The organism is Variovorax sp. LG9.2, assembly GCF_035018885.1.
Taxonomy (GTDB): domain Bacteria; phylum Pseudomonadota; class Gammaproteobacteria; order Burkholderiales; family Burkholderiaceae_C; genus Variovorax.
The window spans coordinates 17759-42192 of record NZ_JASJXB010000016.1; the positions used below are offsets into that span (position 1 = coordinate 17759).

At 63.4% G+C, this 24434-nt stretch carries 24 protein-coding genes and 1 pseudogene; 7 read left to right on the plus strand and 18 right to left on the minus strand.

Going from position 1 to position 24434, the window contains the following annotated elements:
* The 4 genes from QN413_RS16735 to QN413_RS16750 are packed head-to-tail and all read left to right on the plus strand — an operon-like array spanning window position 1 to window position 3464.
* Entirely contained in the window at window positions 1-870 is an 870-nt protein-coding gene (locus QN413_RS16735; RefSeq protein ID WP_323497712.1) for an ABC transporter ATP-binding protein, read from the plus strand.
* A gap of 35 nt (window positions 871-905) precedes the next feature.
* Window positions 906-2147, plus strand: a complete 1242-nt coding sequence (locus QN413_RS16740; protein ID WP_323497713.1) for an ABC transporter substrate-binding protein — start codon at window positions 906-908, stop codon at window positions 2145-2147.
* 41 nt (window positions 2148-2188) lie between these two features.
* Complete coding sequence (locus QN413_RS16745; protein WP_323497714.1) at window positions 2189-3112, plus strand: NAD(P)-dependent oxidoreductase; 924 nt, start codon at window positions 2189-2191, stop codon at window positions 3110-3112.
* Between the two features lie 13 nt (window positions 3113-3125).
* A complete protein-coding gene (locus QN413_RS16750) occupies window positions 3126-3464 on the plus strand; it encodes a DUF1330 domain-containing protein (protein WP_323497715.1) in 339 nt (112 codons plus the stop codon).
* On the opposite strand, the gene QN413_RS16755 is transcribed toward QN413_RS16750, so the two are convergent.
* From QN413_RS16755 to QN413_RS16780, 6 genes are all read right to left on the minus strand, one after another.
* Entirely contained in the window at window positions 3437-4330 is an 894-nt protein-coding gene (locus tag QN413_RS16755) for a LysR family transcriptional regulator (protein ID WP_323497717.1), read from the minus strand. The genes QN413_RS16750 and QN413_RS16755 overlap by 28 nt on opposite strands.
* Before the next feature lie 71 nt (window positions 4331-4401).
* Complete coding sequence (locus QN413_RS16760; protein ID WP_323497718.1) at window positions 4402-6282, minus strand: hypothetical protein; 1881 nt, start codon at window positions 6280-6282, stop codon at window positions 4402-4404.
* A gap of 10 nt (window positions 6283-6292) precedes the next feature.
* Window positions 6293-7045, minus strand: a complete 753-nt coding sequence (locus QN413_RS16765) for a glucose 1-dehydrogenase (RefSeq protein ID WP_323497787.1) — start codon at window positions 7043-7045, stop codon at window positions 6293-6295.
* A 22-nt stretch (window positions 7046-7067) separates the two neighbouring features.
* Complete coding sequence (locus tag QN413_RS16770; protein WP_323497719.1) at window positions 7068-7397, minus strand: EthD family reductase; 330 nt, start codon at window positions 7395-7397, stop codon at window positions 7068-7070.
* A 92-nt stretch (window positions 7398-7489) separates the two neighbouring features.
* Window positions 7490-8881 (minus strand): NAD-dependent succinate-semialdehyde dehydrogenase, encoded by a 1392-nt coding sequence (locus QN413_RS16775; protein WP_323497720.1) that lies wholly within the window; start codon window positions 8879-8881, stop codon window positions 7490-7492.
* A gap of 37 nt (window positions 8882-8918) precedes the next feature.
* The gene (locus tag QN413_RS16780; RefSeq protein ID WP_323497721.1) at window positions 8919-10100 is read right to left on the minus strand and encodes a CaiB/BaiF CoA-transferase family protein; all 1182 of its coding nucleotides are present in this window, start codon (window positions 10098-10100) and stop codon (window positions 8919-8921) included.
* Between the two features lie 176 nt (window positions 10101-10276).
* On the opposite strand from QN413_RS16780, the gene QN413_RS16785 reads away from it, so the two are divergent.
* Entirely contained in the window at window positions 10277-11122 is an 846-nt protein-coding gene (locus QN413_RS16785; protein WP_323497722.1) for a CoA ester lyase, read from the plus strand.
* On the opposite strand, the gene QN413_RS16790 is transcribed toward QN413_RS16785, so the two are convergent.
* Window positions 11119-12006 (minus strand): LysR family transcriptional regulator, encoded by an 888-nt coding sequence (locus QN413_RS16790; protein ID WP_323497723.1) that lies wholly within the window; start codon window positions 12004-12006, stop codon window positions 11119-11121. The genes QN413_RS16785 and QN413_RS16790 overlap by 4 nt on opposite strands.
* A gap of 171 nt (window positions 12007-12177) precedes the next feature.
* Here QN413_RS16790 and QN413_RS16795 point away from each other — a divergent pair, with 171 nt between their 5' ends.
* The gene (locus QN413_RS16795; RefSeq protein ID WP_323497724.1) at window positions 12178-12774 is read left to right on the plus strand and encodes a glutathione S-transferase N-terminal domain-containing protein; all 597 of its coding nucleotides are present in this window, start codon (window positions 12178-12180) and stop codon (window positions 12772-12774) included.
* Between the two features lie 24 nt (window positions 12775-12798).
* Here the strand turns inward: QN413_RS16795 and QN413_RS16800 are convergent, their stop codons facing one another.
* From QN413_RS16800 to QN413_RS16840, 9 genes and pseudogenes are all read right to left on the minus strand, one after another.
* Entirely contained in the window at window positions 12799-13266 is a 468-nt protein-coding gene (locus QN413_RS16800; RefSeq protein ID WP_323497725.1) for a LysR substrate-binding domain-containing protein, read from the minus strand.
* Window positions 13267-13457: 191 nt separating this feature from the next.
* Window positions 13458-14753, minus strand: coding sequence for a lytic murein transglycosylase (locus QN413_RS16805; protein WP_416352197.1), 1296 nt, complete (start codon window positions 14751-14753; stop codon window positions 13458-13460).
* Window positions 14754-14770: 17 nt separating this feature from the next.
* The gene (locus tag QN413_RS16810) at window positions 14771-15490 is read right to left on the minus strand and encodes an ABC transporter ATP-binding protein (protein WP_323497726.1); all 720 of its coding nucleotides are present in this window, start codon (window positions 15488-15490) and stop codon (window positions 14771-14773) included.
* A 1-nt stretch (window position 15491) separates the two neighbouring features.
* Entirely contained in the window at window positions 15492-16400 is a 909-nt protein-coding gene (locus QN413_RS16815; RefSeq protein ID WP_323497789.1) for an ABC transporter ATP-binding protein, read from the minus strand.
* A gap of 21 nt (window positions 16401-16421) precedes the next feature.
* Window positions 16422-17288 (minus strand): annotated as a pseudogene (locus QN413_RS16820) (branched-chain amino acid ABC transporter permease); the annotation flags it as partial.
* A gap of 1 nt (window position 17289) precedes the next feature.
* Window positions 17290-18138 carry a branched-chain amino acid ABC transporter permease gene (locus QN413_RS16825; RefSeq protein WP_323497727.1) on the minus strand — a complete coding sequence of 283 codons (849 nt, stop codon included), beginning with the start codon at window positions 18136-18138 and terminating at the stop codon, window positions 17290-17292.
* A 7-nt stretch (window positions 18139-18145) separates the two neighbouring features.
* Window positions 18146-19363 carry an amino acid ABC transporter substrate-binding protein gene (locus QN413_RS16830; RefSeq protein WP_187051745.1) on the minus strand — a complete coding sequence of 406 codons (1218 nt, stop codon included), beginning with the start codon at window positions 19361-19363 and terminating at the stop codon, window positions 18146-18148.
* Window positions 19364-19437: 74 nt separating this feature from the next.
* Window positions 19438-20310, minus strand: coding sequence for a fumarylacetoacetate hydrolase family protein (locus tag QN413_RS16835; RefSeq protein ID WP_323497728.1), 873 nt, complete (start codon window positions 20308-20310; stop codon window positions 19438-19440).
* 19 nt (window positions 20311-20329) lie between these two features.
* Window positions 20330-21328 carry a VOC family protein gene (locus QN413_RS16840; RefSeq protein ID WP_323497729.1) on the minus strand — a complete coding sequence of 333 codons (999 nt, stop codon included), beginning with the start codon at window positions 21326-21328 and terminating at the stop codon, window positions 20330-20332.
* 194 nt (window positions 21329-21522) lie between these two features.
* Here QN413_RS16840 and QN413_RS16845 point away from each other — a divergent pair, with 194 nt between their 5' ends.
* Window positions 21523-22200, plus strand: a complete 678-nt coding sequence (locus QN413_RS16845; RefSeq protein ID WP_323497730.1) for a GntR family transcriptional regulator — start codon at window positions 21523-21525, stop codon at window positions 22198-22200.
* Between the two features lie 62 nt (window positions 22201-22262).
* On the opposite strand, the gene QN413_RS16850 is transcribed toward QN413_RS16845, so the two are convergent.
* Together QN413_RS16850 and QN413_RS16855 are read right to left on the minus strand one after the other, a co-directional pair.
* Window positions 22263-23429 carry an L-talarate/galactarate dehydratase gene (locus tag QN413_RS16850; RefSeq protein ID WP_323497731.1) on the minus strand — a complete coding sequence of 389 codons (1167 nt, stop codon included), beginning with the start codon at window positions 23427-23429 and terminating at the stop codon, window positions 22263-22265.
* A 10-nt stretch (window positions 23430-23439) separates the two neighbouring features.
* Entirely contained in the window at window positions 23440-24399 is a 960-nt protein-coding gene (locus QN413_RS16855) for a tripartite tricarboxylate transporter substrate binding protein (protein ID WP_323497732.1), read from the minus strand.
* Between the last annotated feature and the right edge of the window lie 35 nt (window positions 24400-24434).

Consider the following 24434-nt stretch of genomic DNA (forward strand, 5'->3'; position numbering starts at 1 on the left):
ATGAACACCCCACTTCCCGCCACCAGCAAGCTGCGGCTCGCAGGCGTCAGCAAAAGCTTTTTCGCACCGCGCACCCAGCAGACGACATTGGCCGTGGCCGACGTGACGCTGGACATCCAGACGGGTGAATTCATCTGCATCGTCGGGCCCTCGGGATGCGGCAAATCGACCGTGCTCAACATGATCGCGGGTCTGGACAAAGCGACGGCGGGCGTTATTGAAAAGGACGGCGTGCCCATCACCGGCCCAGGTGCGGACCGTGGTGTGATGTTCCAGGACTACGCGCTGATGCCCTGGCAGACGGTGCAACAGAATGTCGGGTTCGGCCTCCACCACGGCACGCCGGGCGCCGGGCTCAACGCGGCGGCGCGTGCCGAGCGCGTCCGCCACTTCATCGAGCTGGTCGGTCTGAACGGATCAGAGAAGAAGTATCCGCACCAGCTCTCGGGCGGCATGCGACAGCGCGTCGCGCTCGCCCGCTTGCTGGCCAACGGTCCCGACGTGCTTTTAATGGACGAGCCGTTGGGCGCCCTCGATGCGCAGACTCGACTGATCTTGCAGATCGAGCTGCTGCGTATCTGGGGCCAGACCGCGCCGCGCGAACAGCGCAAGACAGCGGTCTTCATTACCCACGACATCGAGGAAGCGGTATTCCTGGCAGACCGGGTTGTGGTGATGAGCAGCCATCCCGGCCGCGTACGGGCCGTGCTCGATGTTCCGTTGCCGCGCCCGCGTGACGAACACGTACGGGGCGACCCCGACTATGGCCGGCTGGTCGAGAAGATCTGGGCACTGATTCGCGAAGAGGCCTACCGCGCCATCGGCGGCGTGGACACCACCGTGCAGAACATGACCCCGGCCGCGGTCTGAGCGGCACAACAATTCAAACCCCTACGAGACACGCCATGAACGACACCAAACTTTTCGCTTCTCGTCGCCAGCTGATCCTTGGCGGCGCCGCCGTCGCCGCCGGAGCGTCGCTGGCCATGCCGGCCTTCGTGCGCGCACAAGGCTCGCGCAGGCCGCTGAAGGTATCGGTCGGGCGCATCCCCTGGGCAGCGGGCAATTCGCCGATGACGCAGTACATGATCAACAACAAGCTGCTTGAGAAGCGCGGCGCCGAGCAGGGCTACGACCTGACGGTGGACTGGCGCGAGTACCCCACGGCATTGCCGATGGTCGAGGCGATGGTCGGCAACAACCTCGACATTGGCATGTGGGGCAACACGCCGATCACGCGCGGCCTGGCCAGTGGCCTGCCGATCAGCCTGCTGGTGCTGGGTGAGGGCCACCTGCGTTTCCTGATCACCACCCGCAAGGGTTCGCCGGTTCGCAACCTGCAGGATCTCAAGGGCAAGACAGTGGGCGTGTCGCTGGGCGGCGACCCGCAAAGCGCCCTCTTCCAGATGCTGCGCATCGAGCTGGGCGCAGACGACATCAAGGAAACAGGCATCCGCTTCGTGAACATGCCGACGCACGCGCAGGCAGCCTCGGTTCCTACCGGCGTGGATGCCACCTGCACCATCTACCCGGCGTTCCTGGCCGCGCAGGCTGGCGGAACGGTGGCGATCGCCAATTCCTTCGGCTACACCGAGGACTACTACGACGGTCCGGCCGGCAAAGGAGCTGGCCTGCAGCTCGCGAGCGTAAAGAAGTCGCCGTTTTTCCCGGACGGCTACTATCTGCATCGCTCATTCTGGATCGGGCGCAACGGCTTGATCGAGCAGCACCCGCAGGCTGTCGTGGCCTTCCTTTTGGCTCAGCAGGATGCAGTCACGGCGCTGAGCGCGATGGACGCCGGCGCCGTGTCCCAGCTGGTCAAGGAGTACTGGAAGCTGGACGCCACCGACGGCGCGAAGGTGGTCAAGGACGACGTTCTCTTCTCACGCGGCTGGGCCTGGCCGACCGAAAACGATGCCCGCGCCGTGCTGGAGACCTCCAAATTCATGGCCGACAACAAGGTCATCCAGAAGCCCCTGCAGTGGGCTCAGGTCAAGGATGCCTTCGCACGCACCGCGCCGCTCATCAAACAGGCCTACGACAAGCTGGGCGCGAAGCCTGGCGAGAGCGAGTTCAGCCGCACCGATACGGCCGATCTGCGCGGCAAACCGGTGTGGCAGATCAACCAATGGGCCGAGCGGACTTGAACCGGCACGGCTATTCCATTTTTTACTCCAGGAGCATTGCAATGAAAGTTGGATTCATCGGACTGGGCGTCATGGGCGCCCCAATGGCCGAGAACATCATCAAAGGCGGTCACGAGCTGACCGTGTACGACCGCAGCCCCGACGCCATTGCGCGCCTGGTGAAGGCCGGCGCCAAGGCTGCAGCCAATCCGCGTGAAGTCGGCGCAGCCAGCGACATCGTCATCACCATGCTGCCCGAGCCACAGCATGTCGAAGAGTGCGTCACCGGCAAGGACGGCGTGGCCGAAGGTCTGCGCGAAGGCGGCATCGTCATCGAGATGAGCACCATCGACCCGGCCACCTCGCGTCGCGTGGGTGATGCATTGCGCGCGAGCGGGCGCGAACTGGTCGACTCGCCGGTTGGCAAGACCAGCGAACATGCCGCCACCGGCACGCTGACGCTGATGATTGGCGGTAACCAGGCGGCCATCGACCACGCCATGCCCGTGCTCAAGTGCATGGGCACCGACACCTACTTCTGCGGCGGTCCCGGCACCGGTCACGCCATGAAGATCACCAACAATTTGCTGGCCACAACGATCATGATCGCCAACACCGAAGCGCTGGCCATCGGCATCAAGGCCGGCCTGACTCTCGAGCTGATGCAAGAAGTCATGCGCACCACGATGGCATGGAACCAGCAGTTCGCAATTGCGATGCCCAAGAAGGCGTTCCTCGGCGATGACAGTCCCGGCTTCGCGGTGCGCCTTGCCTGCAAGGATGTGCGGCTCGCCTGCGATCTGGCCGAGCAGCAAGGCTTCAGAGCGGAAGTCGGCCGCGCCGCACAGCGCACCATGGAACAGGCCATCGAACGCAAGCTCGGTGACCGCGACACCGCGGTGCTCATGAAAATCCGCGAGGAACAGCTCGGTATCGAGGTCCGCCAGAGCAGCGCGGTCAAGCAGGTCGCATCGGTCTCCGCCTGAGCACCGCACGCCAATGGTTGCCTACGTCATCAACGACATGATCGTCACCGATCCCGCGCTATTCGAGGAGTACAAGAAGCTCTCGCCTGCGACGGTGGCACTGTATGGCGGCCGCTTTCTCGCGCGCGGCGGCCATGTCGACCCACTGGAAGGAGACTGGTCGCCCAAGCGCCTGGTGATCATCGAGTTCCCCAGCGTTGACCAGGCTCGTGCGTGGTCGGACTCGCCGGAGTACGCAGCGGCGAAACAGCTGCGCCACCGCTCGGCGCTATCGAAACTGATCGTCGTCGAGGGCGCTTCCACCGGAGCGCTTGCGGAGGGACCTCAAGCCGAGCGGCTTTGGGCCAGATAGTCGAGCAGTTTGGTAATTGAACTGTTCGCCCCGCGATCGCTCTTGACGCAGATCAGCATGCGTCGCTCCGCCCATTCTTCGACAAGGGGGCGCACCGTGAGGCCGAGGCCTCCCGCCAGCACACTCGCTGCCTGATAGGGCAGCAGGCCGATGCCCAGTCCCGCCTGCACCATGCGGCAGACTGCCTCGAAACTGCGGACCTCGACGCGCAACTGGAGCGTGCGTTCTGCGATCACCGCCTGCTCAGCCAGCAAGTGCATCATCGATGAGCTGCTCTCGAGCGCGATCAGATCTTCGTCAAGCAAGTCGACAAATTTCATGTCAGCCAAACGTGCGAGCGGATGACCGGCAGGCATGACGACCGCAATGCGATCGGAGCTGTACGCGAAGGTTTCCAAACCATCGGTTCGGGTACCTTCGACGATGATGCCCACATCGCCCTCAGCAGCCAGCAGCGCCCTCACGATCTCACTACTCCAGCGTTCTTCAAGGACGAGGCGAACATCGGGGTTTTCGAGGGCGAAGCCGGCGAGGTCTTCAGGCAACGACTCGGTGATCACCGAGGTGTTTGCCAGGATTCGGAGCACGCCCCTGCGACCGACAGCGTGGTCGCTCATCTCGGACTGCATCTGGTTGATCTCTATCAACATTCGCTTGGCATAGGGCAAGAGGGCTGCACCCGCTGGCGTGAGCTCCACACCGCGGGATGAACGCTCGAGCAACGGTGTCTTAAATCGATGCTCCAGCAGCGCGATGCGACGGCTGGCTGCGGCCAGTCCGATATGGGAAGCTTCTGCAGCCTTGGTCAGACTGCGAAGCTCGGCCGCACGAACGAACAGGGCCAGAGAGTCAATATCGGGAAGCATGCGATCTCCTCGCGTCCGGTCTTATTGAAGGTGAAAGACAGGGGTCAAAACGCGCGGACGTCAGGCCAGGATTATCGCTTGAACGCATGCTCCGAAGCACTCGGAATCACGAGCCGGGCAACGGCAAATGCAGGCAAGTGACATACACAGTCTTCGGTCGACGCGACGGCCCGCCAAGGGTCGGGGTGGCGTCCTTCGTGGTGTTCGATCCATGCATGCGCGTCGAGCAAATGCAGTACACCGGCCGACAGCGATTCCGTTCGAATCCAAAGTGCTGTCTCGGAAAGGTTCGCCATCAGGACGATCGAAGCTCCGGGGCGCACGAAGGCGAAAGCAGCGCTGGAAGCGGGGTGGGTAACATGCACACGCAGTACGCTGGAGGCGCCACGGATCTCGCGTAGCACCCATCCCGCCGGAGTCAGTTGCACCGACGAAGCGTCGTCGCCAAAGAACAGACCTTCCCCGGGGCCGAAGCCCCACACGCTCACCGCCTGCAGGGCGCACTGCGCCAGAGTCCCGATGTGCCCGATCATCCAGGCCGCCCCGTAAAGTGCGCCGCTGCGTGGGTCTCGACGGGCCAATGCGATACGTCGTGTGCCATCCGACGCAGGCTGATCTCCAAGTGGGCTGCGTGGTGCCGCGATGCCGCTCGGCCCGACCCTCACGGCGACTTCAGGATGACGCGTGCGCGCTGTGTCGATGAGCGAGGGTAGGCTTTGCAGACCATCCATCGGAGACTGATCGTCTGCTCCGTGCACGATCGCGCTGACGGTAAAGCTCAGGAAGTTCACTGGCCCAAGGTTTTCAACTCGATTGAATTGAGCAAAGAAATACGGGGTGCCGCCGCCAATCGCAGCGCCCGGAAACGCATCGCGCAGAACCGCGACCATTGAATGTGTCGCCGGAAACCCAGCAACGGCTTCGGCATGGATTCCGCGTTCCTGCAGCAAGCGACCGAGCGACATGATCCGCGCAGCACTCGAAACCGTTACCACTCGGATGTCGAGTCGCAAGGGTCTGCCGCTTGCGACGACACATTTTTCAAGCACGTCGAAATCGACCACATCATGGGGACTGTCGAGCACGAGGTGAATCTGTATCGGCGACAGTGCTTTGACTTTGGCAAGTAGTTGACCATCCTCGACCAATTGCTCGGGCGCCAGACCGATGCCAATTGCAGGGCAGCGATCCAGCGCAGTGCCCACAGCGAATGCCGGACCTTCGACAGCCTGTGCGGGGAACGGAACACGGCCAACTTCGAGTTCCACCCGCTGCGTCAACGGGACTCCAGCGCGCAAGCAATAGGGGCGAGGCATGGAATTGGAGCGGCCGTAGACCTTGAACGACGCGTCCGCATTGTTGCGCTGGTCCTCGAATTCGAAGCTCTCTCCGAACAGTCGGCAGCTTGCCCATGCACCGTCTGCAAACTCATGCCGTAAGGATTTCACCAGCATGAACGGAGGCCAGGGCGGCACCAGTCGTGGAAACGTCGAAAAGCTGGTGCGTCCATCGTCGTGGCCAATCTCTACAGCGCGCCCCATCGCCGACATCGGATGCATCACGCATAGGCCGGTACGCTGCGTCGCGATGTCCTCCTGCGCGACCGCGGTGCCTTCATAGCGAACTCGACCCGAGACATCTCCTTCAATGCGGATGTGCAGGTCGATCCTGGGCGCGACGGCGAAGTGGGCTTGTATGTCGACCGAAAAATCGCTGACGCCAATGCGCGTTTTGCAGACATCCACGATGGATTCGGGCGTAGCCCATCCGGCGCTCCGATACACAAACGCAACGCCATGCCAGACCTCGTGCCCACCGGCACGCAGAGCTAGCAGTTTTGTTCCCTGCAATCGCAGTGAGAGTGGCCCGGCCTGCAGCGCAATAGCGTCCGCGGGAATCTCTTTCGTCCCGAACAGCGCAACGCGTGTGCAAACATCCATCGCAACGGTCAAAGTCGACCGCCTAGATCGTTCGTCCGCCGTCGACCGGCAATTCCACGCCTGTGATGAATGCAGAAGCGTCGCTCGCGAGCCAGAGCGCCGCGTTGGCCACATCTTCGGGAGTCGACATCCGACCCAGTGGAATGCTCGCGACAATTCTTGCGCGGTTTTCAGGCGTGTCCGGCATACCAAGGAACTGCTCGATGAGGCCGGTCGCACCCATCACCGGGCAAATTGCGTTGACTCGAATGTTGTCGGGTCCAAGCTCGGCTGCCATGGACTTCGAGAGCAGATTTACGGCGCCCTTCGACGCGTTGTACCAAGTCAATCCTGGCCGCGGTCGCAAACCAGCAGTTGAGCCGATGTTGATGATCGAGCCACTGCGACGCTGGCGCATCAGCGGCACCACTGCGCGCGTCATATGAAAAATGGATTTGACGTTGACGTTGAAAACGCGATCAAAAGTTGCTTCGTCGACTTCCAGCATCGGCTGGTTGCGATGCGTAGTTCCGGCATTGTTGACGACGATGTCCGGCACGCCGAACGCCCTCGTGCACGCGTCAACAGCTGCATTGATATCATCTGCAATTGACACGTCGCACCGGACAGCCAGCGCACACGGGCCGATCGACTCTGCAACGTGCCTTGCTCGGTCGCCGTCAAGATCGGCAATGAGTACGCGGGCGCCCTCCGCCGCGAAGAGGCGGGCAATGCCTTCACCGAAGCCGCCCGCGGCACCTGTGATGAGCGCGATCTTGTTTTGAATCTGTGCCACGGTGTAGTCCCTTCTGAAAACTTTACGGCCAGAGGATCTGCGTTTCGACCGAAATGATCGGATCAATGTCGCCCGCAAAATTAGGCAAGTCAGCCAGCAGCGTCACACCCTCGGGACTCGCGAACGCAGCAACCATGGCCTCCTCCGAATCAAACCAGAGCTCAGAGAATCCGTCGTAGCCAAACTTGGGAAAACGTTCGCGATCCACCAGATTGACCGAGTAACGGCGCAGCCCGGGCAATATCTTGCAGAGTGCAGCGTGCTTGTTCATCCAATGATTGACGAACTCGTCGTGCGAGAGGCTTTCCTTCTTGCGAAGAATGCCGAGGCGTTTGGTGAAAGTTTTTTGCATTTAGGTGGTCCTTGGTTTTAGATAAAAAAGACGCTCCGCCGGTCAGACGCAAGCCTGGCATGCTGGAGCAGTTGGACGCCATGACCCCCTGATCAAGTCCTGTCGAACCAGACGGTCTGTGCGTTCATGAATTCGTGAACGCCATAGTGGGACAGCTCACGCCCGTAGCCGCTTTTCTTGACGCCGCCGATCGGCACGCGCGGGTCCGACGCTGAAAAGCCGTTCACGAAAATTCCACCGGTGTCGACCCGACGGGCGAGTTGCCGGGCCAGGTCCTTGTTTTGGGTCCAGAGAGCGCCGCTCAGACCGAACTCGCTATTGTTGGCCAGGTCGATCGCATCGTCGACGCTCTCGGCTACGGTCAGCGCCGCGACCGGCCCAAAGGTCTCCTGATCGAATGCGACCATGCCGGGTCTCACGCCCGCAAGCACGGTGGGCTCGTAGTAATTCCCTTTGCCCGCCATCTTGCTGGCACCCAGCAGCACCTCGGCGCCAGCCTCGACGGTGCGCTGGACTTGCGTGTCGAGCTCGTCGCGCAAGTCGTACCGCGCCATCGGGCCAATGTAGGTTGTCTCGTCTGCCGGATCGCCGATCTGCAAGGCCGACACCGCTTGGACGAATCGTTCGGTAAACGCCGCCGCAATCGGCGCTTCAAGAATGATGCGCTTGGCTGCGATACAAATTTGTCCGGTGTTCTGAAAGCGGCCGACGACAGCGGCTTTGACCGCCGACTCGAGGTCGGCGTCGGCCAACACGATGAAAGGGTCCGAGCCACCGAGCTCCAGCACGGTTTTCTTAAGGGCGGCACCGGCTTGGGCAGCAATGGCCGAGCCGGCCCGGACGCTGCCGGTGACGGCGACCGCGGCGATCCGCGGGTCGACAATGGCCTTGGCCACGAGCTCCGGCGTGATGTTGAGCACGCTGAAAGCGCCTGGCGGCACGCCAGCCTCCAGCCACGCGGCTTCGACGAGATAGGCGCACCCCATGACATTGGGCGCGTGCTTGAGCACGTACGCGTTGCCGCCGAGCAGGATCGGCACAGCGCCTCGAAGAACCTGCCAGTACGGAAAGTTCCAGGGCATGACCGCAAGTACCGGCCCCAGCGGCAGGTAGGACACATAGGCCTGCTCACCGATGGCGGTGGACTGGTCGCCCAGAATCGCGGCGCCATTCTGGGCATACCAGTCGCACAGCACGGCGCATTTCTCGACTTCCGCACGCGCCTGCACGATCGGCTTGCCCATTTCGCGGGTGGCCATCCGGGCCAGCGCTTCGATGTCGCGACGCAGGACCGCGGCCATGCGCGCCAGCATGTCGAGCCGGGTCTGTACCGTCGTGCCAGACCAGGCCTTGAACCCTTGCATGGACAGACCAACGGATCGGTCGAGGTGCTCGATCGACTCGTAGGGATAGCGGCCGATCACGTCGCCGTTGGACGGATTGGTCGACAGTGCAGCGTCTATCGAATGGAATGAGGAATTCATAAATATTCAGGCGGTCAGCGGCTAATGGGTGGGAAGTTCAGATCGCCACGGCGGCGCGCAGTGCCGCAATGTCGTCCGGGCTGCGGCCGATCGAGCGGAGGATGGCGTCTGTGTGTTCGCCGACTGCAGGCACCGCATCCATCCGATAGGCGAAGGCACTCTGCCTTCCAGGCGGCAGCAGCGCCGGAATCGGGCCGGCAGGCGAGCCCACGCTGCGCCAGCGATCGCGCGCTTTAAGTTGCGGGTGTTCCCAGAGTTGCGACATGTCGTTCATTCGTGCATTGGCGATCTGCGCGGCATCGAGGCGCTCCAACACTTGTTCTGTACTCAGCGAATTAAAGGTCGCGTGGATGATGTCGCGCAGCACCTCCCGGTTCGAATTGCGTTTGGCGTTCGCATCGAAGCGTGGATCATCAGCCAGGGACGACGTCAACAGAACCTTCTCGCAAAAGAGGCGCCACTCACGCTCGTTCTGCAGTCCCAGCATCACCGTGCCGCCGTCGCCCGCCGGAAACGGCCCGTACGGGTAGATGGTGGCGTGCGCTGCCGCGCTGCGTGGCGGCGGTGGCGCGCCATCGTAGGCGTAGTACATCGGGAATCCCATCCACTCGGCTAGGGACTCGAGCATCGACACGTCGATGTGCGAACCCCGGCCCGTCTTGCCGCGCTGGATCAGCGCGGCGAGGATGCCGGTGTAGGCATACATACCGGCTGCAATGTCGGCAATCGAATTGCCGGACTTGCAGGGCTCGTCCGTTGTACCGGTCACCGACAGGAAACCGGCCTCACTTTGAATCAGCAGGTCGTACGCCTTCTTGTCGCGGTAGGGTCCGTCCTCCCCATAGCCAGAGATATCGCACACGATGAGCTTCGGATGCAGCGCCTGCAGCGTTCGGGCATCCAGACCCATGCGCGCCGCCGCGCCCGGCGCGAGGTTCTGCACCAACACGTCAGCGCCGCTTAGCAGTTCCCTCAACACGGCCAGCGCAGACGGCTGCTTGAGGTCCAGCGTCAGACTCTCCTTGGAGCGGTTGACCCAGACGAAATGCGAGGCCTCGCCATCGACACGCTGGTCGTAGGCCCGTGCAAAGTCGCCGGCGCCCGGACGCTCGACCTTGACGACCCGCGCGCCGAGGTCTGCCAGTTGGCGTGTGCAGAACGGCGCGGCAATGGCGTGTTCCAGAGAGATCACCGTAATGCCGTCGAGTGGTCGTGTCATCGTGCAGTCCTTTCCAGACTAATTTTGCGAAGACAGTGCCGGTCCGGCCATCGGGATTTGATCAAGCGGGACTTGTCCAGATTCGACATTAGGGAAATTACTGAGCCAATGCGTCGAAGACCCCCTTCGACAATGTCGAATTCCAAATGCGCGCAGGCCATGAAAAGATCGGCGGCATGACGACTCCGCCCGCGGATCGCGCCGCGTCGCGTTCCTATCTCTTCGTGCCCGGTGACCGACCAGACCGTTTCGACAAGGCCTGGACCAGTGCAGCCGACGCCGTGATCCTTGACCTGGAAGATGCAGTCGACGCCACCCGCAAGATGCAGGCTCGCGCGGCCGTGCTGGCGTGGCTGTCGCCCGAGCACCCCGTTCTGGTCCGCATCAACAGTGTCGACACCTCCTGGTACGAAGACGACCTCTGCTTGCTGCAACACCCCGGTGTCCTGGGGCTGATGGTGCCGAAGGCAGAGCAACTCGACGCCGCGCTGGTGCACGCTTGCACGCTGCATGAAAAATGTCTGCTTCCTATCGTCGAGAGCGCGCGCGCCTTTCAGCATCTCGCTGAGTTGGCAAGTACTCCGAGGGTGGAAAGACTGGCCTTCGGCACCATCGATTTCCAGGTCGACACGGGCATATCCGGCGATGACGACGCCCTGCACTACTTCCGGTCCCGACTGGTCCTGGAATCACGGCTCGCCGGCCTCCAGCCGCCGCTCGATGGCGTCACCGCAGACATCGGCAACATGGACGTCCTGCGAGCCGACGCGGAACGTTCAAGGCGCTTTGGCTTTGCCGGCAAGCTCTGCATTCATCCGCTGCAGGTGGCGATCGTGAACGAGGCCTTCTCGCCCAGCGCCGCCGAAATTGCCTGGGCGGTGCAGGTGATGGAAGCGATAGCGCGATCGGCCGGCGCCGCTGTCGCAGTGGAAGGCAAGATGGTCGACCGCCCTGTGATCATGAAAGCGCAACGCGTTTTGCAAAACCGGCAGACCACGAGCCGTCGAGACAGCAGCAGCTAGCCGGACGAGGTCAGCACCTCGAGCATGCAACTCAGCGAGGCGCTTCGCGGCCTGCCCTTCTTGACGCAGGCCAGCATTTGCCGCACGGCCCACGCGTCGCTCAACGGCCGTACGCTGAGTCCCATGCTCTGCCCGATCACACTGGCGGCGTCAAAGGGAAGCAGACCCACGCCAAGGCTGGACTGCACGACACGGCACACGACCTCGAAGCTCCGCACCTGCACGCTCAGTCGCAGTCCCTTCTCCACGCTGATCGCGTGTTCTGACAGCAGTCGCATCATCGACGAGTCGCTTTCGAGCGCGACCAGGTCGTAGTCCAGCACGTCGCTGAACGACGCTGTATCCGCAGCAGCCAGCGGATGGCCCTGCGGCACGACGATGGCGAGTCGGTCCGACCGGTACTTGAAGACTTCGAGTCCATCCGTCGGGGCGCCTTCCATGATGATGCCGACATCCGCTTCGCCGGCCAGCAGCGCCAGAACGATCAGGGCGCTCCAGCGCTCCTCGACGATAAGCCTCACGTCAGGGTTGGCCCGGGTGAAGCGCGCCAAGTCATCCGGTACGTATTGCGCCATGGCCGAAGTGTTGGCCAGAATTCGCAGCTGCCCGCGACGGCCGGCACCGTGGTCGTCCATGTCGGCCTGCATCTGGTTGAGCCGCAGCAGGATCGCCTTGGCATGGACCAGCAGTGTTTCGCCGGCCGGGGTGAGTTCGACACCCTTGGGCGAACGTGCAAGAAGCGTGGTCTTGAGGCGGTGCTCCAGCAAGACGATTCTGCGGCTGGCGGCCGCCAGGCCCATGTGCGAGGAACCGGCTGCGCGCGTCAGGCTGCGCAGTTCGGCCGCCTTGACGAAAAGCGCGAGTGAATCAATGTCGGGCAACATGCAAGGCGACTCCGTGTGGGGGCGGCAGTATGACATCGCCAGGTTGCATCTTTGCGGTTGCACGAAGGGTTTCCCCGGACTCTGAATATTCGATAAGGCCGGTTGTCGAGATTCAGCTTCTTGCGGCCAGCCTCCGAAACCTACAGTGCGCGGACAACCGTGGGACCCAACATGCACCTACTTCTCAACACCACGTCGCCGTATGCGCGCATCGCTCGCATTGCGCTGGCGGAAAAGGAAATTGGCGACTTGTCTGCCGATATCGTCGACCCATGGGCGGATGCGCCTCAGTTGCTCGAGGTCAACACCGCAGCCAGAGTGCCCGCGCTCATCACCAGTGAAGGCAGGTCGTTGACCGAGTCCCTTCTCATTGTCATGTGGCTTGAACACCGACAACCAGAACCGTCGTTACTGGGTCACGACATCACAGCAGTGTTGTCGCGCGCCGGCATTGCGATGGGCGTCATCGACGCTGCAGTACACACCCTGATCGGTCGCAAGATTACCGATGCGGACTTCGACAACGCCCCTGTGGGACTGCGGCGGCGGCGTTCGATTGTCGATGGATTGCAACGCCTGGAAGCAGACCCGCCCGAATACACGAATGGTGTGCCAGATCTTTCCGTGATCACCAGCGTGACGGCACTCGAATATGTCCAGTTCAGATTTGGGACAGCCACCTGGACTCCTGAGCTTCCAAGACTCGACGCTCTGGCCGGGCGAGTTCGACAAAGGCAGTCGTTCGAAATGAGTTACCCGCGTCCATAGTGGCGTGTTGAAAACCACTACCCCCTAACGACTGCGCCGCTGCTCAGCATTCATCAGCGCCGACAGCATCGCATCGCGCACCGCCGCCATCGGCCGGCTGTCGTCGTCGGCCTGGCGCGTGACGAGGGACAGTTGCAGCACCGGCGCGTTGCGCCCGAGCCGGACGATCCGCACCGGGTACATGTTCAACAGGCCGGGGGCGGCGATCTGAACGACAGAGATGCCGAGGCCGGCGCTGACCATGGCGACGATGGCGGGCGTGCTGTCGATTTCGAGATGGCCGCGCTTCTCTCGCACATGGGTGTTCACGAAGCGGGCGGCCAGCGTGCCTGTCACCGCATCGAGCTCCCCGGCCTTGACCGCTGCCGTCAGGGCTGAACTGCGACCGCGCGACGGTCGCAGCTCCAGTCCCGGATAGCGTTCCAGCAAGGTCTGCATGGTGTTCGGCAAGACGACCGGCTGCATCGATTCGATGACACCCAGCTGCACCACGCCTTGGAGCGTCGCAGTCGGACACTTTTCGCAGCGACTCCAGTTGCTGCAGCGCATCGCGCATCACGCATCACAGTGGCGACTTCTTGCGCCAGCTTCATCGGACGCACCTGCAGACCCGAGCGATCGAACAGCGGTTGGCCGAGTTCGCACTGGGCCAGAGGGGGCGCGGACTGAACTGCGCCGGGGAATCAGGGCTGCTGCAAGCGCCCCAACAACTCCATGGTCGGATACCCGTCCGCCGGCAGCCCGATGCTCCGCTGGTAGCGCCGCAAGCCATCCCGCGTGGCTGGCCCCATCATCCCGTCGGGTGTGCCGCTGGCAAAGGCGCGCTGGTTCAACGCGGTCTGCATCGCGACCAACTGGCTGCGCGAGAGCGACTGCAGATCGCGCGGCCATGTCGCCTGCACGCCCGCACCGCCTGCGAGGCGCTGCGACAGCAGGCCGACTGCGAGCGCGTAGCTGGTCGAGTTGTTGTAGCGAAGGATGGCGCGAAAGTTGGGCCCCACCAGGAACGCCGGACCGCGCGCACCGGCAGGCAGCAAGACCATGCTGTCGTCGATAGTCGGCAAGGGCTGGCCGTCCATCGACCGCACACCTTCCGCGGCCCATTGCGTACTCGACTGGCGGACCGACGTGTCGGCGCGCCCGTAGTCGAAGCCTGTCGGCAGCTGCACTTCGACGCCCCATGGGTTGCCGGCTTGCCAGCCCGAACGCGACAGGAAGTTGGCGGTCGACGACATCACGTCCGCCATGCTGCCCCAGATGTCACGGCGGCCATCACCGTCGGCATCCACCGCGTAGGCCAGAAAGTTCGACGGCAAGAATTGCGTCTGTCCCATGGCGCCGGCCCAGGAGCCGATCATGTGATCGCGGTCGATGTCGCCGTTGTCGAGGATCTTCAGCGCCGCCAACAATTCACGGCGCGCCCAGTCTTCGCGGCGACCTTCGAAGCCGAGCGTCGCCAGCGCATCGATGGTCGGGGTGCTGCCGTAGTTGCTGCCGAAATTACTTTCCATGCCCCAGATCGCGACCACGATGGCGGGCGGCACGCCATAGCGAGCGGCCGCTGCATCGGCTTCGCGACGAAGCTGCGTCAGCTTGTCCAGCCCTGTCGCAATGCGTTGTGCCGTCACGGTGTTGTCGAGGTAGTCCCACACCGCGCGCGTGAATTCGGGCTGTGCGCCATCGAGCTCGACGACGCGCGGCAAGTAGTGCACGTTGTCGAAGGCAAGGCGCAGCGTGGCGTCGCTGATGCCGGCGGAACGGGCGCTGGCGCGGAAGTCAGCAATCCAACGTGCGAAGCCTTGTTCGAGCGTGGTGTCGTCCGGCGAAGGCTTTGGTGTCGGCGTCAGTGCAATCGTTGCCGGTGCTGAAGAAGACGACGGCGCCGGAGGAGCAGAGGCGCAGCCTGCGAAGACACCGATGACCGATGCCATCGCGGCGAAGCGCACGGCGCGCACTGTCTGAAAACTGAATGAATGCATCCCTCGATTCTGTCCCCTCAGCGGGTCTCATCCCCGCCCGCGCCAGCGCCCAGATAGGCCCGCCGGATTTCGGGTCGACCCGCCAACTCCGTCGGCGTTCCGCTGGCCACGATGCGTCCTTCTTCCAGTACGGCGCCGCGATCGGCCACGGCCAATGCCATGCCGACGTTCTGCTCGACCAGCAGCACGGCCATGCCCTCGGCGTGGATAGTTCGGATGGCATCGAACATGTCGTGCACTACGCTTGGCGCCAACCCGAGCGAAGGCTCGTCGAGCAGCAGCAACCGCGGGCGCGCCATCAGCGCGCGGCCGATCGCCACCATCTGCTGCTGTCCGCCCGACAGCGAACCCGCGGGCTGCGCGAGCCGCGACACCAGCATCGGAAACAACGCGCAGACGCGCTCCATCGTCTGCGCCCGATACGGCTTCGCATGCGCTGCATAGCTGCCGAGTTCGAGGTTCTCGCGCACGGTCATCTGCCCGAACAGACGACGGCTCTCCGGCACCAGCGCGATGCCTTCCGAGCAGAAGCGATGCGACGGCATGCGCGACAGATCCTTTCCATCCAGAAAGTACGAGCCGGCGGACAGCCGGTTGAGCCCGGCGATGGTGTTGATGAGCGTGCTCTTGCCGGCGCTGTTGGGGCCGACCACGCAAAGCAGCTCACCGGCCGCGACCGAGAGCGACACATCCCACAGCGCGGTCGCCGCACCGTAGGCGACCCGGATCGAATTCATCTCAAGCAGCATGAAGCACCCCCCGTGGCGCGTCGGGTTTGTCATCGCGCGTTGCGCCGCCGGCGTCGATGCCTTTGCCCAGGTACGCCACCACGACATCGGGTTGCGCCATGACATCGGCGAACGCGCCACTCGCCAGCACCGCGCCGCGATCGAACACGACGATGCGGTCGCAAAGCGCAGCCACCGCGCGCATCACATGCTCGACGAAGACGATCGTCGTGCCCTCGGCGCGAATGCGTTCGATGAGTGCCACGGCACCGTCGATCTCGGATGGCGTGAGGCCAGACAACACCTCGTCGAGCATCAGTAACTGAGGCCGTGCCGCCAACGCCCGTGCGAACTCCAGGAACTTGCGCTGGTGCAGGTTGAGCTCGTCGGGCAAGGCACCGGCGCGCTCCGACAAGCCGGTGAACGCAAGCCATTGCCAGGCTTGCGCTTCGGCGGCGTGTCGGCTCAATCCTTCGGCACCGAACATGGAGGTGAGCGCGACGTTTTCGAGCACGGTCAGGTTCGAGAACGGTCGCGGTATCTGGTACGTGCGTGCGATGCCGCTGCGTGCCACGCGATGCGCTGCGATGCCGGTGACCTCACGCTCGTCGAACTTCACCTGCCCCGCAGTGGCGAGGTAATGCCCGCTCACCACGTTGATGAAGGTCGATTTACCGGAACCGTTCGGCCCCAGCAAGCCGAGGATCTCTCCGCGCCGGACGTCGACATCGACGCCGCGCAGTGCCTGCACGCCGTTGAACGATTTCGCGAGGCCGCGCGTGCTGAGCAACAAGTCGCTTGCCGTATCCGTCGACGCTATGTTCACAGCGAAGCTCGATCGCGGCCTCGCTGTCGCGATGACCGCCGGCCGCAACGGCGCCTTGCGCTTCGTCCAGCAACCCAGCACGCCGTGCGGCATGAACAGGATTACCAGGATCAGCACCAGCCCCAGCACCACCTTGCCGGCAATCGCGTTGTCGGCCGAGGTAAAGCCGAAGAGCAACGCGGTGATCGCCACCGCGCCGACCGCAGGGCCGGCCCAATGCCGCGATCCACCGAGCACCGCCATCAACACGACCGTGAGCGGCAGCGTGATGCCGAAGGTGTCGGCCGTCGTCACGTAGGAAACGAACAGCGCGTGGATGCCGCCGACCAGTCCGGCCAGCCCGCTCGACAGCGCCAGCGCCAGCAGCTTGTAGCGATAGGTCGGCACGCCCATGACCTCGGCCACGTCTTCGTCGTCGCGGATCGCGAAGAGGCCGGTGCCCAAGCGCGACTAGAAAACCACGATGCCCGCGAGCGCCGCCAAGGCCGCCGCGAGCAACGACAGCAGGTAGAAACTGCCCGACGCTGTGGGCGCAAGCACGGGCACCGCCACTCCGTTGAGATAGACGCCCGGCCCGCCGTCGATGGGCGTGTTGACGATGACAGTCGCAACGACGAAGGTGGCGGCCAGCGTCAGCAACGCGAAGACTTCACCCCGCACCGACTTGACCCGAAACGCCACCGCGCCGAGCACGCTGCCGAACAGCGCCGCCACCAGCGCCGCGGCAGGAAGTGTCCAGAGAAACGGAATATCGAAGCGTGTCGCAAGCACCGCTGTCGTGTACATGCCAATGCCGAAGAAGGCGCCATGGCCGAAAGAGAAATACCCCGAGTAGCCCGACAACAGGTTCCACGACGTCGCCAGTGCGATCCAGTGGAAGACCATGTACAGCACCGATTCCCACGAGCGCGGCAGCCCGACGAAAGGCAGTGCGGCAAGACATGTGACCACGGCCAGCAGAACCAACAACGAGCGCTTCATCTCACGCCCTCCCCGGCCGCGTCAGCAACATGACGAGCAGCAGCGAGAACGACACCAGCGGCGCCCATGCCGGCGCGGCGATGGCCATGGTCAGCGCTTCGACGACGCCGATGGCGCAGCCTGCGATCAACGGCCCCCACGGTCTGCCGAGGCCACCGAGCATCACTACCGCGAACACCACTCCGACCCACGTGAAGATCTGCGACGGCGCCAGCGTGTACGTCAGCGCGATGCAGACGCCGGCGATCGAGGCCAACGCAGCGTTCAGTCCCGCGAGTCCTAGCGCGAGCGCTTTTTCATTGATGCCGAAGGCGACCGCGATGGGCGCATCTTCAGCCGCCGCGCGAATCGCCTTGCCGATGTCGCTGCGCCGGAACACCAGCCACACCGCAGCGGCGACGGCGACACTGATCCCGAGCGTGATCATCTCCGGCAATGGAAAGTAGATACCGCCGAGTCGCAGCTTCATGTCGCCATAGGGCGTTTCGAGCCGACGGTAATCGGCGGTCCAGATCCACTGCAGCAGCGCTTCGAGAATGATGGTCAGCCCAAAGGTCACGAGCAACGAGTTGAACGGGCTCACCTTGAAACGCGCCATCACCCATTGGATGGCCGCGCCGATGACGAAGAACACCGGCGGCATGATGAGGAGCGCAAAGAGCGAATCGACACCGTGCTCGTTCAGCGCATAGGTCAGATACGCACTGGCAAAGGCGAGGCCGAAATGCGCCAGGTTGATTTGCCGCAGCAATCCCCACGACAGGCTCAACCCCAGGCCGAGCAGTCCGTAGATCGCGCCTGTGAACAAGCCGCTGACGATGGCTTGCGTCAGCAGCGTGAAACTCGGCATCGCCATCTCAGGCGTTGCGCAGCTTGATACCCGCCGCCGCCCAGTCGGCCGGCCACACGGTGACCCAGCGGCCGTCCTGCACCTGCTTCAGCTTCGACAGATCGGCGCCGAAGTTGCCGCGCTCGTTGAAACGCAACTTGCCTTCGATGGTGTCGATCTGGTTGCCCTTGATCCAGGTCGCGATGGCCTTGTCGTCGAGCGACTTGGTCGCGACCACGCCGGCTTCGATGATCTGCCACGCCGCATAGGACGACGCGGCCTGCGTCTCGGCACCGGTGTCGGGCAGATTGGCTTTGGTCGCGCGCTCGCGAAAGTTCCTGGCAAACGCCGCGGCCACCGGATTGTTGGTGAACGGCGCCTGGTCTTCGAAGATGGTGACGGTGAGCGCGCCGTTGCCTTCGGCGGCTTTCATCATCGGACCGGGGGCTGGGTAGAGATAGAAATGGCTTGGCGGGTGGTAGTCGATCTTCTTCATCGCGTCGAGCATCTGGTTGCCTTCGAGCCCGAGCGCGCCGTTCCAGACGAAGTCGGGATTGGCCTCCTTGACGCGGCCTGCAATCGGCCCGAAATCGCGATTGCCGAAGTCCCATTCGAGGAAAAGTACCTCTTGCAAGCCGCGCTTCTTCGCAACCTCGCGCGCGCCGTAAGACACGAACTGCACCGACGGAAACTTGCTTGTCAAAATCGCGATGGTCTTCGGAGGCTTGGGCGATGCAGCGAGCGCGTCGAGCACCAGGGTAGGCACCGTCGTCTGCGGGTCCGGCCCCATCGCCCACGCAGGAAATTGCTGCTCGTACTTGGCCAGGCTCGGCACGCCGAAGGTGTGGTGCACCAACGTCTTGTTGTAGCGCTGCGCGACGCCCATTGCCGACAGAATCGAACCCGTGGCGTAAGGCCCGATCAACAAGTCGACCTTGTCGGCGGTGACAAGCTGCTCGTACAGCGTGCGCGCCAGATCGGGCTTGGACTGGTCGTCTTTCAGCACCCATTCCACAGGCCGGCCAAGCAAGCCACCCCGGCGATTCAGCTCCTCGATGTACATCTCGCCAACGAGCTTGTGGATCATGGCGGTGGCCGACAGCGGACCGGTGAGTGCCAGCGTGCCACCGATCTTGATCGGTGCACCGGTGGGTGCTTGCGCATGCGCCGGGCCAGTGATGCCAGCAAGGCCAGGAACACCCAGAGCCGCGAGGGCCGAGAGAAATGTGCGGCGGTCGAATTGCATTTTCTTGTCTCCTGTATTTGTATTTGGGTCCGCGCTCGTCGGCGCCAGTCTCACTGCCAATTGCAGTGGCGCGTCTATGCCTGCTCGTCGACCACCGCATTCGACAGCAGCCCGACGCCTTCGATTTCGACCTCGCACACATCACCCGCCCGCATCCACAGCGGCGGCTTGCGCGCCAGTCCCACACCGGAAGGCGTGCCGGAAATGATGACGTCGCCCGGCTCCAGCGCGAAGGGTTCGGAGCACACCGAAACCAACGTGGCCACGTCGAAAATCATGTCGCGCGTGTTGGCGTCCTGCACCACCTTGCCGTTGAGCCGGGTCTGAAGCTTCAGGCCACGTGCGCCTTCGGGCAATTCGTCGGCGGTGACGAAGTCCGGGCCCATCGATCCCGAACGATCGAAGTTCTTGCCCATCATCCATTGCGCCGACTTGAACTGGTAGTCGCGCAACGACCCATCGTTGAAGATCGAATAACCGGCGACGTGCTTCAGTGCATCGGCCTTGTCGATGTAGCGGCCGCCCTTGCCGATGACCACCAGCAGTTCGCCTTCGTAGTCGAACTGTTCCGACACATGCGGCCGAACGATCGACTCGCCGTGGCCGACCCATGAACTCGGAAAGCGATGGAACAGCACCGGATAGGTCGGCGGATCGAACTTGCTTTCGGCCGCATGGTCGACGTAGTTCAGGCCAACCGCGATGGCCTTCGCCGGTGCACGAAACGGCGCGAGGAAGCGGAGGCCGGCGGCAGGCAGCTTGCGGGTTGCACGGCCCAGTGCGGCACGCGCGGCCGCCATACCGGCGTCGCCCAGCGCAAGCAGTTCTTCAAGCGTGGCAGGCAAGCCATCGGCGGTGAGATCGACGACATCATTGCCAACGCGAACACCCACATGGGCAGTGGCGGCTGGTGTGCCGGCATCGGAAAGGAACGAAACGAAACGCATGGAATTTTCTCTCAGCTATTCAGGAGGGTGTGATCTCGTCCGCAGTCACTTCGGGTGCGTGCTGCGGTGTTGTTTCATAGTTCTTCACGAAGTCTTCTGGCACGCGGGGACCCCAGACATAGAACGAGTCTTCGAGCGGATGGTCGGCGCTCGGCCAGTCGAATCCGTAGGGCACGAAGTCGATGTCGAACGAGTATTCGCAGTAGCTGCCCCACGGGTCGCGCACGTAATAGAAGTAGTTGGAGCCGAGCACGTGGCGGCCCACGCCCCAGCCGCGCTCGTGACCGGCGATGAGCATTTGCTCCATGCCCATGCCGACCTGATCGACACTGGCAACGTCCCAGCTGAGGTGGTGCAAGCCGGGTCCGTCGCTCTTGGCGAGCGCGAGCAAATGGTGGTCGCTGCCATGGACGCCGTGCATGAAGACGATCACGTCGCTCGACCGATCGGTCACGCGCAGGCCCAGCGCCTGCTCGTAGAAAGCCACTGCACCTGCGACGTCGCCGGAGAAAAACAGCGCGTGCGACAGGCGCCGCGGCCGCACCTGAGGAACGCGGGCGCGGTTGGGCGCTGCGCCGCGACCCTCCGGCACGACCGGATCGCGCGATGCAACGCTCTTCTGGGTCGGCGAGCTTTTCGGCGCGGGCCTGATCTGCACCGGAAAGCCTTCGGGATGCTGCAACCACAAGCTCTGTGCCGCGTCTTGCGAGTCACCAGAAAGTCCTGCAATGCGCGAGAGCGGATGCGGCTCGCAGGTCGTGAGTCGATGCATTTCGGCGTTCTGCGCGATGGCCTCGAAGTCCTGCTCGAAACATCCGAAGCTCAGGTACTGCAGCTTCTTCGGCTGACCGCGCACCTCGTGCAGCACGGCCCAGCAGTGCGGGTTACCGTCTGTGAAGAGCGCCAGTTCTCCGTCCGCCATTTCCGTGCGAAGGCCGAAGGCGGCATAGAAGCGCTCGGCCGCCGCGAGGTCGGGCACGGTGAACACGATGCGATCGAGTGAGTGGACTGCGGCCATGGTGGTCTCGTTGGAGTTCTCGGTTGTCTCAGTACATTTGTTGGCTTATCATATATTTTCAGTCACTCAATACACAAGCGATACACGCGCCCGCATTGCAGGGGTTTTCCCGCAATGAGGCGCGCCCAGTAGCCTCCTCTTCGACGCTCATGAGACTCGCCGCCAGCACCGCCCCAAACGGCAAGCAACCGTTGATGAACAACCGTTTGGTGTACGAGCGCATGCACGCCGACATCCTTTCGGGTCGGCTGCTGCCGGGTGCCAAGCTGAACATCGCCGGGTTGGCGCTTGAACTCGCGGTGAGTGCCGGCGCGGTGCGCGAAGCACTGGCCATGCTCGAAGCCGATGCGCTGGTGGTGTCGGAGCCGCAACGTGGCTACCGCGTGACGGCGGTGTCGGAAGAAGACCTCACACAGCTGGTGCGGGCACGTGTAGAGATAGAGAAGCTGTGCATTGCCGATGCAATAAAGCACGGCGACCTGAACTGGGAAAGCACGCTCGTCGCAGCCTTTCATCAATTGACGCGTCTGCATGAGCGGGACCAGAACGACCGCCAGCATCTGTCGGCCGAATGGACATTGGCTCACGCCAACTTCCATCACGCCATGATCGCCGGCTGCCCCAACGTCTGGCTGCGCCGCATGCACACACTGCTCTATCAACAGAGCGAACGTTATCGGCAGCTGTCGGCGCCGCTGGCAGTGGTCGCGCGCGATGTGCAGGGCGAACACAAGACGCTGTTCGACGCGGTGCTGCGTCGCGATGTGTCCGGTGCGCAAAAGCTGATTGCAAGACACCTCGAGAAGACGGCAACGCTGTTGCTGACGTCGCCTTTGTTGGGAGTGGCCGCGGCTTCTACGGCCGACAAGTAGCTCCGAAGATGTGGCTGCGGAGATGTGGTTGCGGAGATGCTGCGCGCGGCGCGCCTCGTGCATCAGGGCCGCGTGCCCACCTCGACCTCTTCTCGCGTCCACGCCCTGCACTGCTCGCTCAGGCTGAGCCCGAGTCCTGGTCGCGTCGGCACCAGCATGCGGCCGTTGGCGATTTCGAGCCGCTCGTTGAAGAGCGGTTCGAGCCAGTCGAAGTGCTCGACCCAGGGTTCGGTTGCGTACACCGCGCCGAGGTGCACATGCAGTTCCATCGCGAAGTGCGGGCCGAGCATCAGGCCCGCCTGCTCTGCCTGTGCCGCGATCTTCAGGAACGGCGTGATGCCGCCGACGCGCGGTGCGTCGGGCATCAGGTAGTCGGCCGCGCGATGGCGGATCAGCTCGCCGTGCTCGGCCGCGCTGGTCAGCATTTCGCCGGTGGCGATGGGCGTGTCGAAGCTGGCGGCGAGCGCGGCGTGGCCTTCGTTGTCGTACGCATCGAGTGGCTCTTCGATCCATATCAGGTTGAACTGCTCGAAGATCCGGCACATGCGCTGCGCCGTCGGCCGGTCCCATTGCTGGTTGGCGTCGACCATCAGCGCCACGTCGTCGCCCAAGTGTTTGCGCACGGCTTCGACGCGGCGGATGTCGAGCTTGCCGTCGGGTTGCCCGACCTTCAGCTTGATGCCGCCGATGCCGCGCTCGATCGATGCCGATGCATTGACGACCAGCTGATCGATGGGCGTATGCAGGAAGCCGCCCGAGGTGTTGTAGCAGCGCACCGAGTCACGCTGCGAGCCCAGCAACTTCGAAAGCGACAGGCCGGCGCGGCGCGCCTTCAGGTCGTACAGCGCGACATCGAAGGCACCGATGGACTGCACCGCCATGCCGCTGCGCCCCACCGATGCGCCGGCCCAGCTCAGCTTGGTCCACAGCTTCGAGATGTCGCTCGGGTCTTCTCCCAGCAGCGCGGGTGCAATCTCTTTCGCGTGCGCGAACTGGCCTGGCCCACCGGCGCGCTTCGAGTAGCTGAAGCCGAGGCCCTTGTGCCCGTCCTTCGTCTCGATCTCGGCGAAGAGCATCGCGATTTCGGTCATCGGCTTCTGCCGGCCGGTCAGCACCTTGGCATCGCTGATCGGGTTGGCGAGCGGCAGGTAGCAAGAAGAGACGCGGATCCAGGCGATGCTGTCGCCGGCAACCTGGCTAGACAGTGCGGGTGATGTAGCTCGGTTCATCAAAGCCTGCTCACTCGATCGTGATTTTTCCGGCTTCGATGACCTTCTTCCACCGCGCGTATTCCTTCTTTTGAAACTCTGCGAACTGTGCCGGCGTGTTGGCGACCATCTCGAAGCCGATGGAGGTGAACTGCTCCTTGACCTTCGGGTCGTTGAGCGCCTCGACGAACGCGGCATGGGCCTTGTCGCGCACAGCGACGGGCAAGCCCTTCGGCGCCACGATGGCCTGCCATGAAGCAACCTCGACGCCCTTCACGCCTGCCTCTTCGAGCGTCGGCACGTCGGGGAAGATCGGCGAGCGCTTGGGGCTGGTGATGGCCAGCGCGCGCATCTTGCCGCCCTTGATGTACTGCGCCACCGAGTTGACGTTCTGGAACGAGGCATCGACCTGCCCGCCCATCAGGTCGGTGTGTGCGGGTGCGCCGCCCTTGTACGGCACGTGGACGCCGGTGGTGCCGGTCTGCTGCCAGAACAGTTCGGCCGTCAGGTGGTCGCTGGAACCGTTGCCGGCCGAGGCGAAAGTCATCTTGCCGGGGTTGGCCTTCTCGTAGGCAATGACGTCTGCCACGCTCTTGTGCGGCGAGCTCGCCGGGACCACCAGGATGTTTGGCGAAGCGACCGCCACCGTGATCAGGTCGAAGTCTTTCAACGGGTCGTACTGCAGGCCCTTCATGAGGTGCGGCACGATCACCAGCGGACCCAGCGACGTGACCAGAAAGGTGTAGCCATCCGGTGCGGCGCGCTTGACGAAGGTGGCGCCGATGGTGCCCGTGGCGCCTGCCTTGTTGTCGACCAGGAACGACTGCTTGAACTTGTCGCCCATCCGCGGTGCGACAGCGCGAGCGACCTGGTCGGTCGAGCCGCCCGGCGGGAACGGAACGACGAGCGTCACCGACTTCTCGGGCCAGTTCTGGGCGTGGGCGGCAAAGGCCATCAGGCCGATGGAGGTGGCGATCAGCAGTTTCTTCATGGAAGTTTCCTTGGTCATGTCGTCTACGGTGTGGT

What these genes read in the sequence shown, in the direction of transcription:
- QN413_RS16735 (WP_323497712.1), top strand. Translation starts at nt 1, where the DNA reads ATGAACACCCCACTTCCCGCCACCAGCAAGCTGCGGCTCGCAGGCGTC.
- QN413_RS16740 (WP_323497713.1), top strand. Translation starts at nt 906, where the DNA reads ATGAACGACACCAAACTTTTCGCTTCTCGTCGCCAGCTGATCCTTGGC.
- QN413_RS16845 (WP_323497730.1), top strand. Translation starts at nt 21,523, where the DNA reads ATGAACAACCGTTTGGTGTACGAGCGCATGCACGCCGACATCCTTTCG.
- QN413_RS16840 (WP_323497729.1), bottom strand. Translation starts at nt 21,328, where the DNA reads ATGGCCGCAGTCCACTCACTCGATCGCATCGTGTTCACCGTGCCCGAC.
- QN413_RS16785 (WP_323497722.1), top strand. Translation starts at nt 10,277, where the DNA reads ATGACGACTCCGCCCGCGGATCGCGCCGCGTCGCGTTCCTATCTCTTC.
- QN413_RS16835 (WP_323497728.1), bottom strand. Translation starts at nt 20,310, where the DNA reads ATGCGTTTCGTTTCGTTCCTTTCCGATGCCGGCACACCAGCCGCCACT.
- QN413_RS16825 (WP_323497727.1), bottom strand. Translation starts at nt 18,138, where the DNA reads ATGCCGAGTTTCACGCTGCTGACGCAAGCCATCGTCAGCGGCTTGTTC.
- QN413_RS16795 (WP_323497724.1), top strand. Translation starts at nt 12,178, where the DNA reads ATGCACCTACTTCTCAACACCACGTCGCCGTATGCGCGCATCGCTCGC.
- QN413_RS16805 (WP_416352197.1), bottom strand. Translation starts at nt 14,753, where the DNA reads ATGCATTCATTCAGTTTTCAGACAGTGCGCGCCGTGCGCTTCGCCGCG.
- QN413_RS16855 (WP_323497732.1), bottom strand. Translation starts at nt 24,399, where the DNA reads ATGAAGAAACTGCTGATCGCCACCTCCATCGGCCTGATGGCCTTTGCC.
- QN413_RS16810 (WP_323497726.1), bottom strand. Translation starts at nt 15,490, where the DNA reads ATGAATTCGATCCGGGTCGCCTACGGTGCGGCGACCGCGCTGTGGGAT.
- QN413_RS16850 (WP_323497731.1), bottom strand. Translation starts at nt 23,429, where the DNA reads ATGAACCGAGCTACATCACCCGCACTGTCTAGCCAGGTTGCCGGCGAC.
- QN413_RS16815 (WP_323497789.1), bottom strand. Translation starts at nt 16,400, where the DNA reads ATGCCGCACGGCGTGCTGGGTTGCTGGACGAAGCGCAAGGCGCCGTTG.
- QN413_RS16745 (WP_323497714.1), top strand. Translation starts at nt 2,189, where the DNA reads ATGAAAGTTGGATTCATCGGACTGGGCGTCATGGGCGCCCCAATGGCC.
- QN413_RS16770 (WP_323497719.1), bottom strand. Translation starts at nt 7,397, where the DNA reads ATGCAAAAAACTTTCACCAAACGCCTCGGCATTCTTCGCAAGAAGGAA.
- QN413_RS16775 (WP_323497720.1), bottom strand. Translation starts at nt 8,881, where the DNA reads ATGAATTCCTCATTCCATTCGATAGACGCTGCACTGTCGACCAATCCG.
- QN413_RS16780 (WP_323497721.1), bottom strand. Translation starts at nt 10,100, where the DNA reads ATGACACGACCACTCGACGGCATTACGGTGATCTCTCTGGAACACGCC.
- QN413_RS16790 (WP_323497723.1), bottom strand. Translation starts at nt 12,006, where the DNA reads ATGTTGCCCGACATTGATTCACTCGCGCTTTTCGTCAAGGCGGCCGAA.
- QN413_RS16755 (WP_323497717.1), bottom strand. Translation starts at nt 4,330, where the DNA reads ATGCTTCCCGATATTGACTCTCTGGCCCTGTTCGTTCGTGCGGCCGAG.
- QN413_RS16750 (WP_323497715.1), top strand. Translation starts at nt 3,126, where the DNA reads ATGGTTGCCTACGTCATCAACGACATGATCGTCACCGATCCCGCGCTA.
- QN413_RS16830 (WP_187051745.1), bottom strand. Translation starts at nt 19,363, where the DNA reads ATGCAATTCGACCGCCGCACATTTCTCTCGGCCCTCGCGGCTCTGGGT.